The organism is Gloeomargarita sp., assembly GCF_053491055.1.
In genome coordinates this window covers 1-10,429 of sequence record NZ_JBRCEP010000003.1, presented here as the reverse complement: position 1 = coordinate 10,429, position 10,429 = coordinate 1, and the positions used below count along the sequence as shown (strand labels likewise).

Here is a 10,429-nt window from a genome sequence, read left to right as displayed (position 1 = left end):
AGGAGCGATTTTTGGCGATATTTCCCCGAGGCTCAAATTCCCAATTTTTTGAGGATGGGTCGGCGGTTCAGGGCAAATTTTTCCGCACTCTCTTGTAAAAATTGCCAGTTCTCCTCGGGGGTTTCCAGGGTCTTGCCCTCTTTGGTGAACTTCACACCGCTGGCTTTCAGTCCGTCCCAGAGATGCTCGAGGCTCTGCTGTGGGTCCAATTCCCCCAGCAAACACCACTGTTCCAACCGGGGTACCATCACCCCATTGCCGATCACCGGGCTACAGAGGTAGCTGATACTGCCATCCTGGAGCGAGCGTTGGAGCACCGCCTGGTTGAACCGCTGTGCCGCCGTCGGGTCCGTCCCCTCTACCAAAGGATGGGTGTAGCTCATGCCCGTCATCACAAGCAACGACTGAATCAGCCGCTGGAGGTTGATCCCCTGGGCACTCAGTTTGGCTTCCAGTTCGGCAATGCTCAAGACCCCCGCTTCCCGCAGACAGTTGGTGATGGGCCGATAGACATTTTCCTGGAGTTGCAGTTTGCCCAGCGCCGTTTGATGCTCCAGCTTGACCTGGTCCGCCTCCACGGTCAACATGAATTTCATAGCTCGAAATTGCTCCGTTTGCGCCGCCGGGGTGAGCATATCCACCCCCCGCACATAGACATCCCGCCGGAACGTGGTATTCAAATAAAAATCCCGCACCACTTCCCGATACACCGGGTCATGGATTTTCGCCAACTCCTGGATGGCTTCGCCGGTGAGATTCAGGTTATCCATATTGTCAATCAGGTGCGCCGAGCCGATGTAAGTCAGCTTCGCCCGCTCCATGCTGTCGTGTACCTGGTCAAAGTACAGCGCCGTCCAATGCTCATTGAAATATTCATGCACCAGGTAGGAGCGATTTTGGGATTTGAGTTGCTCCAACCGGCGAGCCGCCGCCGAGTTTTGGAGATAGACGGATTTGGTGTTTTTCAACTGTTCTAAAAATGCCAATGCCCCGGTGGTCTGAAGCGTATCGATGCCAGCACCGCCATCTACATCTTCACCCGCCGTGTCATACCCAACGATGGTGTCATTCCCAACACCGGCAATAATAGTGTCAGCCCCACCAGCACCAGTGATGAGGTTATTTGCTGTTTTTGCTGATTCTATGCTACTTGAAGGGGGAGCATTACCATCGATATTGACACCACCTGAATAGACCCCATCCGGAACGTTAATCGTTTCAGCAGCACCAGTTCCTGTAATTAGAGCCATTGTATAGCTAGGTAGATCAAGGTTGTCGCCTGAAGATTCATGGCAACGCCACGCTTCGCTATGGGAAACCAAGGTGGGGCTACGCCCAGCGACCCATAGCATGTCAACCTCTGTATGCTTAGCTATAGTTACTCTCCTTGTGCGAGTCGAATTGGTCATTGCCCATCATAACCCAGGCCTTGTCCCCCAGACAACCCTGTGATGTTAAATTTTTCTTATCATTTATCGGAATGGCCGGCCTTTTTCCGCTTTAGTAACTTATGCGTTGCGGCTTGTTCCCTTATTGATTCATCGCCCGGCGCTTTGCCCCGCCCTGGCGCCCTGGCACCGCACTTTTCTTGTGAAATTTCACCGGTTGAATTACGACGCAAAAATTAACTCAGTGTTCCCCACCCTGACCCATTTTATCTCGCTGCGGTGTGCTGTATTCCGCACAGGAAATGGGTACAATAATCTGGTACCTTTCTACCACCGTCCTTGGGGTCATCGCGCCGTAGCCCCCGCCAGAAGTGGGCCGGTCGTGGCTTGCCGTTGCCGGTACATGGCCCGCAGGATATGGGCCGGGTCAATCCAGCGGCCGTCGTACTGCAATCCCCAGTGCAGGTGCGGCCCGGTGGTGCGTCCGGTCATCCCCACCCGTCCCACGCGCGCGCCGGTGGCCACCCATTGCCCCTGGCGGATCAAGAGGCCGCTGCCGGGGTCATCCAGATAGGTCACCCCCCGCACCGTCACCGGTCGGCCCCGCAAATGGCAGTAAATGTGTCGCCACCGCCCGGAGGCAATGATTAACGTCGTGCCGCACAGCCCGTCCTGGCTGATTGCCACCACCTGCCCTGCCCACCAACTGCGAACGTAACTCCCCTCCGGCGCGGCAATATCCAAACCGTAATGGAATGCTTCCCCCCGCGGGCCAAAGGGCGACGTGTACCCGGCAAATTGTTCCACCGGAAAGGATGCCAGATGCCAACCGCCCACCGTCACCCGCTGCGGCCGACCGATTTCCGGCCACGCAATCATGCCTACCGTTGCCAGCAGAACCACCACTCCTCGCCACCACCGCATGGGAAAACGCCCTGGCATTACTTGCCGTTACCCTACCGCAACCGGCCGGGTCATGCAAGGCGTCACGCCGGCACCAATTCCGGGCGCCGGGAATGGCGAATCCCCTCGATGGCCGCCTTGTAATCGGGCGCTTTGAACACCGCCGAACCCGCGACAATCGCATTGGCTCCCGCTTCCAGGACCTGCCAGGTATTGCTGGCTTTGAGGCCGCCATCTACTTCGATCCAGGGGTCGAGGCCCCGTTCCTGGCACATCTGGCGCAGGCGGCGAATTTTCGGCACCACTTGGGGAATAAAACTCTGGCCGCCAAACCCCGGATTGACGCTCATAATCAGCACCAAATCCACCACGTCTAACACGTATTCAATCCATTCCAAGGGACTGGCCGGGTTGAGCACCACGCCCGCCTGTTTGCCCAGTTCCTTGATCTGGTTGAGGGTGCGGTGCAGGTGAATGGTGGCGCTGCTTTCCGCATGCACCGAAATAATATCCGCGCCCGCCTTGGCAAAATCCGCCACATACCGCTCCGGCTCCACAATCATCAAATGCACATCCAAGGGCTTGGCCGTCACCGGGCGCAGGGCCTCGACCACCAGCGGGCCGATGGTGATATTGGGCACAAACCGCCCGTCCATCACATCCACATGAATCCAGTCGGCGCCCGCGGCATCCACCGCCTGCACTTCCGCCCCCAAACGGCTAAAATCTGCCGACAAAATCGAAGGCGCTACCACGACCGATTTTTCTGCCATACCCTGTTTGCCCCAATGGTTACTTCTCCAGTGTGACATACTCCCTCCCCTCATGCTGCTGCATCGAGGATGGGCTTCTTCTCAGTGACCCCTGCTAGCGCATCGGGCGTTACCTGAGCTTTAAGAACGGGATGACCCACCGCTCTGTATTTGATAACTCTCGCCGAGTTCCGGTCGCGTGGCAAGCTTAGCCCGCAATGGAAGCAGTGGTGCCATCTTTCGTGCAACTTTTTGGGAACCACACGACCACAACCAGAGCATTCTTGAGTTGTGCCTTTTGGATTCACTGCAATCGTCATCAGCCCAGCTCTTGCAGCCTTGACCGCCAAGATTTGCAGGAATTGCCCCCAGCCGGCGTCATGAATGGATTTGGCTAGCCTGGTTTTGGCCAGACCCTTGATATTGAGCGATTCATGGGCAATGTGCCTCCTTTTTCGTAACAGCCAGTTGGCTACTTTGTAGTGGAAATCTTTGCGCTGATTGGCCACTTTCAAATGCGCCTTAGCTAGCCTCTTGATTGCTTTCTTGCGACGGTTTGAACCCTTCTTTTTGCGAGATACAGACCGCTGTAATCGCTTTAGCCTTTTTTGTGCTTTGCGGTAATATTGAGGCACCTCAACTGCTTCACCCTCATCCGTTACCAGAAAAGACTCCAAACCCATATCAATCCCTATCGTATTCCCCAAAGTTGGTGGATCAGGGGTGAATTCCGGCACCGATGCATCTTGCAAACTCAACGTGACATACCACCCATCAGCCTTGCGGGTAACGGTAGCAGTTTTTATCACAAAACCATCTGGCAAAAGACGGTGCTGGATTAGTCTCACCGCTCCGATTTTTGGTAAATGGATGAATTTACCTTGAATACAGTCCTGCTTTATCTGGGGAAAGGTGAAAGAGCGATACCGTCCTACACCTTTGAATCTTGGTTTACCTAGCCTCTTGCCGTTGCAGTCACCCTTCAACCAACGCGCAAAAGCCCTTTCTACCCGCTGGATACAGTCCTGTAGCACTTGGGAGTGAATCCCTTTGTATTCGGGAAATAATTCCTTGGTTTTTCTTAGGTCTCTCTTTTGTGAATAGTAATCTGGTTTGTCTTTCAACTCAGGTAAGTAGCAAATGAGTGGGCAGGCATTCACGTCACACCGATTCTGTTCCCACCAGTTGAACCGCTCTGCCAGACGGTAGTTATACTGCTTACGCAGCAACTCTAGCCATTCATTCATTAAGGCAATTTGGCTAGGCGTGGGGCGCAAGCGGTATTGGTACGCAGTTCTCATGATGAGTGTATTATATCTGTTCACGCCCAAGATGCTCCCCCCTTTCATCCCGACTCTGACCGGCCTCCAGGGGATATAGGGGGTGCAGAGTGGCGCTTCTTGGCGAAGTAGGTGACATATCCCCCCCTGCCCCCCGTATACGGGGGGCAGGGGGGCGGGGGATTCTTACGCAGTTCACAAAGGAACTTGTAAAGGTGCTGTCAAGACACCCCCAGACGCTTCCTTGCCACCAATTCTCCAGGTTCCGCTTAACTTACTGGCACCGTCCGGGTAATCGCATTGGCAGGCGACTCCAGTCGCTCAAGGACTACGTCCCGCTAACGCGAGCCGCCTTTTCCACCCTGTCGTACAGCGCTACCAAACCAACCCGATGTGCTAAATATAATAGTTAAAAATAAACGGCTGACTTGTGGGTACGAAGGCATGGTTCATTCCCCTGCCCGTCCTGAACCTCTGACGGTGACCGACGACCTGGATCAACTACTGGCCATTTTGCCACCTCCGATTCGCCAACCTTTGGAACATCATCCGCAACGGGCCGAGATGATCGAGATTGTCCTGGATTTGGGACGACCGCCGGAGGCCCGCTTTTTTAACGGTACAGAATATCTGCGCGCCGAACCGGTAACCCGTGAGGATTTGGACTACGCCATTGCCCAGGTGGGGGAATTTAGCGGCGACAACCGGGCAGGGATTGAGCGCACGTTGCACCGCATTAGCGGCATTCGCAACCGGCAAGGGAAAATTATCGGTCTGACCTGTCGGGTGGGGCGGGCGGTCTTCGGCACGGTGACCATGATCCGGGATTTGGTGGAAACGGGTCGGTCGATTTTGCTTTTGGGGCGACCGGGGGTAGGGAAAACGACGGCTTTGCGGGAAATTGCCCGGGTGTTGGCGGATGAGTTGGGCAAGCGGGTGGTAATTATTGACACGTCGAATGAAATTGCCGGGGACGGGGACATTCCCCATCCGGCGATTGGGCGGGCGCGGCGGATGCAGGTGGCCCGGCCGGAGTTGCAGCACCAGGTGATGATCGAGGCGGTGGAAAACCACATGCCGGAGGCGATCATCATTGACGAAATTGGCACGGAATTGGAGGCGCTGGCGGCGCGGACGATTGCCGAGCGGGGGGTGCAGCTCATTGGCACGGCGCACGGGAATCAGTTGGAAAACCTGATGAAAAATCCCACCTTGGCGGATTTGGTCGGCGGCATTCAGGCGGTGACGCTGGGGGATGAGGAAGCGCGGCGGCGGGGGACGCAAAAAACCGTGTTGGAGCGCAAAGCCCCTCCCACCTTTACCATTGCGGTTGAGATGCAGGACCGCTATCGCTGGGTAATCCACGAGCAGGTGGCGGACACGGTGGACAATCTGTTGCGGGGGCGCAAGGCGGCCACCCAACTGCGGACCTTGGGGGAAAACGGCCAGGTGATCATTACCCACGAATTGCCCACCCCGGAACCGCAACCCCCTGCCCAACTGCGGCGCTGGCGACGGGCGGGTCGGATGGTGCCGATTCCCGAAGCGGGGGAAGCGGGCGAGGACTTCGGCCAACTGCTGGACCATGCGATGAACGAGGACCCTTTGCCGGCGGCGGGCGAGTTGCAGCGGGAGGGGGACGACCCGGTGCATGTGTATCCCTATGGGGTGAGTTTGGAATTGCTCAACCAGGTGATTGAGACGTTGGACCTGCCGATTGTGTTGGTGCGGGACATTCACCAGGCGGATGTGATGCTTGCCCCGCGGGCGCAGGCGCGGCAAAATCCCAAGGTGCGGCAGATGGCGAAATCTCGGCAAATTCCCGTGTACACGGTCAAGGGGAACACCCTGCCTCATATCACCCGCGCGCTGCGGCGGTTGTTGCGCCTGGATGAGGGGGAACCGGGGGACGATTGGCCGCTGCTGACCCAGGGGCGGGAAGACGACGAGGTGGAAGCCCTGGAGGAGGCCCGTTTGGCCGTGGAGCAGATTGTCATTCCGACGGGTCAACCGGTGGAACTGTTGCCCCGGCCGGCGGCCATTCGCAAAATGCAACACGAACTGGTGGAGCATTACCGGCTACGTTCGGCCAGTTTTGGGGAAGAACCCAACCGGCGGCTGCGGATTTTCCCGGCTTAAATTCGGGTATGATAGGGGCGAAGGAGGAGGGAGGCATTTCATGGCTAACCCGGAAGCCCGGCAGCGGCAGATTCTGGAACACCTACGGCGCACCACAGACATCAATTTGCAGCGCACCACCAGCGACCGCGATGCCCGCAAGCAACGCATCCTGGAACACGTCCGCCGGAGCCTAGGTTAAGCCCATGGCGGAAGCAATCTTGGTGCTGGTCACGGTCGGCGAGCGCAGCGAGGCGGACAACATCGCCCAAACGCTAGTGAGGGAAAAGTTAGCCGCCTGTGTGGGGATTGCGACGATCGAATCCATTTATCTGTGGGAAGGGCAATGGGAAAACCAGGTGGAATTTCAACTGCTGATCAAAACGGTTAAGAGTCGTTATCCCGAAGTGGAAGCAAAAATTTTAGAACTCCACAGTTACGACGTTCCCGAAATCATTGCGCTGCCGGTGGTGGCGGCCTCGGAACGCTACTTGCATTGGGTGATCCGGCAAACCAGCCCCTAACCATCTAACTGCTGCGCCTGGGGTTGGGTGGCGATGGGCGAATTGCAGCTTAGTTCCAGCGGCAGTACCCGCAAAACCTCGATGGCTAGGGACTCCGGCGCTTGATCAACTTCACCAAATATTTGCAGGCAATGACCGGTTTGGCGGAGGTGGACATCTGTCCCAATTCTTGCTTGCACTAACGGGTGGCAGATGTCCATCAGCAACCCGTAAGCCGTTGGAGAGATACGGCAAGGCACTCATAGGGGATGGCTCAGGCGTGATTTGAACACGCGACCAAGGGCTTATGAGTCCCCTGCTCTACCGCTGAGCTACTGAGCCAGCACAGATAGTTTTTTATTGTAATAGATTTGGGCTGGGTCAGGATGGTCTTTCCCCCTGGGCGATAGCAGCGCCAACCGGATAGGGTATCCCCGTCCCCCCCAAACCGCAGTAGCCGCCGGGATTTTTCGCCAGGTATTGCTGGTGGTAGGCTTCGGCGTAGTAAAACTCCGGGGCATCCAGAATTTCCGTGGTAATGGGACCATAGCCAGCAGCGCTCAGGACCTGTTGATACACATCGCGGGATTGTTCGGCCAAGGCCCGTTGCTGGGAAGAGTACACATAAATACCCGAACGGTATTGCGTCCCCACATCATTCCCCTGGCGCATCCCCTGCGTCGGGTCATGATTCTCCCAAAAGATTTTCAGTAACTCGGCATAACTGACCTGCTGCGGGTCGAACACCACACGCACGACTTCGTTGTGCCCCGTCATGCCCGTACACACTTCCTGATAGGTGGGGTTGGGCGTATACCCAGCGGCATAACCCACTGCCGTACTGTACACCCCCGGCACCTGCCAAAACTTCCGTTCCGCCCCCCAAAAACACCCCATGCCAAACAACGCCAATTCCATCCCCTCAGGAAACGGTGGCGTCAACCGCGTCCCCTTGACAAAGTGCTTCTCCGGCACCGGCAACGGCGTCGTTCGCCCCGGCAACGCCTCCTCCGGCCTAGGTAACACTAATTTCTTCCCAAAACCAAAAACCGCCATAGGTTATCGCCACAAATTACCTTATTATCCTAAAAATTTAGGTCAAACCAGTCAGCGCACTCCCCTGGCAAAACCCTTTCGGGATGGCTGAAACGCCCACCGTCACCGGAGCGCAGGGGCACGGGCAATGTCGTACCCGCCCCCACCGCCTACCTACAGCAGACCCAAAAAGTGCAACACACCCTGCCCGCTAATGGCTTCCACAATCAACGCCGAGATAAAACCCAGCATCGCCAGACGGCCATTCCAATTTTCCGCACCCGCGGTAAACCCCCACTGCCAAACATTCCGGTCTTGATTCTCCATAAGGCCACTCCTTATCGCCAAATCACTGCGTGTCATGGGACTAAACCTACTGCTAATGTAACTGAAATTTTACATTTTCGCAACATTTAGCAATCTCGTAGGCTGACCTAGGGTTGGGGCAGGCATTGTTCCAGGTGATGCTGCTGGAGGTACTGTTGCAGTTGGGGGCCGGTGCCCTGGTGGGTAATACGTCCTTCAGAGAGCAAGACGGCCTGGTCACAGTAGGCCAATTCCTCCAGGCGATGGGTCACCCACAGGGCAGTGATCCCCGTGGTGCGCACGAGCTGTTGCACCTGTTGCACCAGTTCCAACTGTTGTTCTGGGTCCAGGAAAGCTGTGGGTTCATCCAGGAGCAAAATCGGCACCTGCCGCGCCAGCGCCCCGGCAATCGCCAACCGTTGTTTTTGGCCGCCGCTGAGAGTATAGACCGGTCGCCGTTGTAATTCCCACAGACCCACAAACCGCAGGGCCTGTTCTACCCGTTCTGCCCAGACTGTCGGGGGCAATCCCGCCAAGCCAAAAGCCACATCCGCCCCCACCGTGGGCATGATCACCTGGTGGTCGGGATTTTGCAGCACCAAGGCCGCTTCGCCAGCCAGGAGAATGCGTCCCCTGGTGGGCGTCAGCAACCCTGCCAAAAGCCGCAACAGGGTGGATTTGCCGCTGCCGTTGGCCCCCAGGAGCATCCAAAATTCCCCGGCGGGCACCTGCAACGTACACGATGTGAGCGCCAGCCGTTCCGCCGACCAGCCAAACGCTACATCTTCAAGGAGAATTGCCGGTGCCGTCACCCGTCGCTGCAGAACTGTTTGAGGGGTTGCCAGCGAAATTCCCGGCCACTGGCGACTTCCACCACTACCTGACAGCGGGGCCGCAACGAGGGCACCAAACTGAGGTACTGCAATTCTTGCCGGGACAGGACTTTGCCCTCAATCAACCACAGCACCACGCCCTTGGCCTGGGGCGGTAACGCCGCCAGCGCCTGGTCCAACAGGGGGGGAAAGTAATACACATCCCCCACCGCCGCCGTCTGCGCCAGGGCTTTACCCAGGTGTGCCGGTCGTACCCCGTGAAATCGGGTCAAAAATGCTTCCAAATCCCCCATCCCCCGGGCGGTCAGGTGCAGGGTGCGATACCCGGCCTCTTTGAGTCGCCGTTGATACCGTCCTTCATGCCCCCCTTCCGGCGGCACCCAGACGGCCAAGGCCCCGTGGGTGGCTAAATCCTGGACAAACTGATTCCCAATGACCAAAAGTGGCATACCGTTGCTCTCACTGGCGGTTTGATCAAAACTGTAACAGAGTTTTTCCCACCGCAGGGTAAAGTAGCTGTTAGGGTACATGGTTGTGCTATGAACATTGCCGATTTTCGGGAGGCCTGCCAGACCTGGGCCACAGGCACCCGTCCCATTTTAGAACTGGGCAGTTTGATCCACACGGGGGAGGATGCGCGGGCGTTGATGCGGGTGATTGCCGCCCTGTGGAGTCAGGGTTTGCCGCTTGACGATTCCACGGTGACCCGGATGGCCTTTATCTACGACCTGCTCAGCCATTGGGAATCCTGGACCAAACACCAAGCCCAGGAATGCGAACAGGTGGTGCGCGGCTTGCACCTGCAACTGTCGCACATGCGGATGAACAGCCATCCCCACCTGCCCTGTTCCCAAGAAACTTTGGACCTGTTGATTCAAGTTCTAGGCAGCGGCATCAGCGCCCACATTGACGATATGGATTGATCCCCAGGGTCAGGGCGATAGCTCCGCCGGGGGTGCATCTTCTCCCAACAAATTCAGCAGAATGGGTTCGGGTTTCTGCAGCTCCTTGAGCACCGCTGCCGCCGAGGGATACCGGTCTTGGGGATAACAACGGGTCATGCCCGCCAGGATAGACAGCAAGTGTTGGTTTTGCGGCGTCAGCCAAGGGCGATAGTCCAATTCACCGGTGCTGTAGTCCCAGGGCAGGTCGGTCGGGGGTAACCCGGTCAGCCCTTGCCAAGCCACCATCCCCAACGCATAAAGGTCGCTGGTAAACTACCCGACTCCGACCGCTAAGCGGTACGGAGCGGGCTTAAGCGCTACGCGCCGCTGACGCGAACGGTAGCCCTGCAGTTGGCAAGCCAACCAC

13 protein-coding genes and 1 tRNA gene are annotated in these 10,429 nt (G+C 57.2%); 4 read left to right on the top strand and 10 right to left on the bottom strand.

All coding sequences use genetic code 11. The features are described 5' to 3' along the window. Positions 1–32: 32 nt before the first annotated feature. The 4 genes from ACWISF_RS00185 to ACWISF_RS00170 form a co-directional block, all read right to left on the bottom strand. A complete protein-coding gene (locus tag ACWISF_RS00185; RefSeq protein WP_448379578.1) occupies positions 33–986 on the bottom strand; it encodes a methyltransferase regulatory domain-containing protein in 954 nt (317 codons plus the stop codon). A gap of 747 nt (positions 987–1,733) precedes the next feature. Then, entirely contained in the window at positions 1,734–2,267 is a 534-nt protein-coding gene (locus tag ACWISF_RS00180) for a M23 family metallopeptidase (protein ID WP_448379580.1), read from the bottom strand. A 107-nt stretch (positions 2,268–2,374) separates the two neighbouring features. Next, positions 2,375–3,064: a ribulose-phosphate 3-epimerase gene (gene rpe, locus ACWISF_RS00175; RefSeq protein WP_448379577.1), complete on the bottom strand. Its 690-nt coding sequence runs from the start codon at positions 3,062–3,064 to the stop codon at positions 2,375–2,377. A 50-nt stretch (positions 3,065–3,114) separates the two neighbouring features. Further along, on the bottom strand, positions 3,115–4,344 hold the full coding sequence (locus tag ACWISF_RS00170) for an RNA-guided endonuclease InsQ/TnpB family protein (RefSeq protein ID WP_448379579.1): 1,230 nt from the start codon (positions 4,342–4,344) through the stop codon (positions 3,115–3,117). Between the two features lie 423 nt (positions 4,345–4,767). Between ACWISF_RS00170 and ACWISF_RS00165 the strand changes: the two genes are divergently transcribed. Genes ACWISF_RS00165 through cutA form a run of 3 tightly spaced genes read left to right on the top strand, consistent with a single transcriptional unit; the run spans position 4,768 to position 6,965 of the window. Beyond that, positions 4,768–6,462, top strand: coding sequence for a R3H domain-containing nucleic acid-binding protein (locus ACWISF_RS00165; protein ID WP_448379576.1), 1,695 nt, complete (start codon positions 4,768–4,770; stop codon positions 6,460–6,462). Positions 6,463–6,502: 40 nt separating this feature from the next. Further along, the gene (locus tag ACWISF_RS00160) at positions 6,503–6,643 is read left to right on the top strand and encodes a hypothetical protein (RefSeq protein ID WP_448379575.1); all 141 of its coding nucleotides are present in this window, start codon (positions 6,503–6,505) and stop codon (positions 6,641–6,643) included. Between the two features lie 4 nt (positions 6,644–6,647). Next, the gene (gene cutA, locus ACWISF_RS00155) at positions 6,648–6,965 is read left to right on the top strand and encodes a divalent-cation tolerance protein CutA (RefSeq protein ID WP_448379574.1); all 318 of its coding nucleotides are present in this window, start codon (positions 6,648–6,650) and stop codon (positions 6,963–6,965) included. 249 nt (positions 6,966–7,214) lie between these two features. Here the strand turns inward: cutA and ACWISF_RS00150 are convergent. From ACWISF_RS00150 to ACWISF_RS00130, 5 genes are all read right to left on the bottom strand, one after another. Next, positions 7,215–7,286: transfer RNA gene (locus ACWISF_RS00150), tRNA-Met, on the bottom strand. A gap of 39 nt (positions 7,287–7,325) precedes the next feature. Continuing rightward, the gene (msrA, locus tag ACWISF_RS00145) at positions 7,326–8,000 is read right to left on the bottom strand and encodes a peptide-methionine (S)-S-oxide reductase MsrA (RefSeq protein WP_448379573.1); all 675 of its coding nucleotides are present in this window, start codon (positions 7,998–8,000) and stop codon (positions 7,326–7,328) included. Positions 8,001–8,153: 153 nt separating this feature from the next. Further along, on the bottom strand, positions 8,154–8,306 hold the full coding sequence (locus ACWISF_RS00140) for a chlorophyll A-B binding protein (RefSeq protein WP_448379572.1): 153 nt from the start codon (positions 8,304–8,306) through the stop codon (positions 8,154–8,156). A 107-nt stretch (positions 8,307–8,413) separates the two neighbouring features. Next, positions 8,414–9,097 carry an ABC transporter ATP-binding protein gene (locus tag ACWISF_RS00135; RefSeq protein ID WP_448379571.1) on the bottom strand — a complete coding sequence of 228 codons (684 nt, stop codon included), beginning with the start codon at positions 9,095–9,097 and terminating at the stop codon, positions 8,414–8,416. After that, complete coding sequence (locus ACWISF_RS00130) at positions 9,094–9,567, bottom strand: NAD(P)H-quinone oxidoreductase subunit N (RefSeq protein WP_448379570.1); 474 nt, start codon at positions 9,565–9,567, stop codon at positions 9,094–9,096. Before ACWISF_RS00130 ends, ACWISF_RS00135 begins: the two co-directional genes overlap by 4 nt. A gap of 90 nt (positions 9,568–9,657) precedes the next feature. Between ACWISF_RS00130 and ACWISF_RS00125 the strand changes: the two genes are divergently transcribed. Beyond that, positions 9,658–10,041 (top strand): hypothetical protein, encoded by a 384-nt coding sequence (locus ACWISF_RS00125; protein WP_448379569.1) that lies wholly within the window; start codon positions 9,658–9,660, stop codon positions 10,039–10,041. A 9-nt stretch (positions 10,042–10,050) separates the two neighbouring features. Here the strand turns inward: ACWISF_RS00125 and ACWISF_RS00120 are convergent, their stop codons facing one another. Beyond that, a complete protein-coding gene (locus ACWISF_RS00120) occupies positions 10,051–10,308 on the bottom strand; it encodes a hypothetical protein (protein WP_448379568.1) in 258 nt (85 codons plus the stop codon). Positions 10,309–10,429 lie beyond the last annotated feature (121 nt).

What these genes read in the sequence shown, in the direction of transcription:
- ACWISF_RS00180 (WP_448379580.1), bottom strand. Translation starts at nt 2,267, where the DNA reads ATGATTGCGTGGCCGGAAATCGGTCGGCCGCAGCGGGTGACGGTGGGC.
- rpe (WP_448379577.1), bottom strand. Translation starts at nt 3,064, where the DNA reads ATGGCAGAAAAATCGGTCGTGGTAGCGCCTTCGATTTTGTCGGCAGAT.
- ACWISF_RS00170 (WP_448379579.1), bottom strand. Translation starts at nt 4,344, where the DNA reads ATGAGAACTGCGTACCAATACCGCTTGCGCCCCACGCCTAGCCAAATT.
- ACWISF_RS00165 (WP_448379576.1), top strand. Translation starts at nt 4,768, where the DNA reads ATGGTTCATTCCCCTGCCCGTCCTGAACCTCTGACGGTGACCGACGAC.
- ACWISF_RS00160 (WP_448379575.1), top strand. Translation starts at nt 6,503, where the DNA reads ATGGCTAACCCGGAAGCCCGGCAGCGGCAGATTCTGGAACACCTACGG.
- cutA (WP_448379574.1), top strand. Translation starts at nt 6,648, where the DNA reads ATGGCGGAAGCAATCTTGGTGCTGGTCACGGTCGGCGAGCGCAGCGAG.
- msrA (WP_448379573.1), bottom strand. Translation starts at nt 8,000, where the DNA reads ATGGCGGTTTTTGGTTTTGGGAAGAAATTAGTGTTACCTAGGCCGGAG.
- ACWISF_RS00140 (WP_448379572.1), bottom strand. Translation starts at nt 8,306, where the DNA reads ATGGAGAATCAAGACCGGAATGTTTGGCAGTGGGGGTTTACCGCGGGT.
- ACWISF_RS00130 (WP_448379570.1), bottom strand. Translation starts at nt 9,567, where the DNA reads ATGCCACTTTTGGTCATTGGGAATCAGTTTGTCCAGGATTTAGCCACC.
- ACWISF_RS00125 (WP_448379569.1), top strand. Translation starts at nt 9,658, where the DNA reads ATGAACATTGCCGATTTTCGGGAGGCCTGCCAGACCTGGGCCACAGGC.
- ACWISF_RS00120 (WP_448379568.1), bottom strand. Translation starts at nt 10,308, where the DNA reads ATGGTGGCTTGGCAAGGGCTGACCGGGTTACCCCCGACCGACCTGCCC.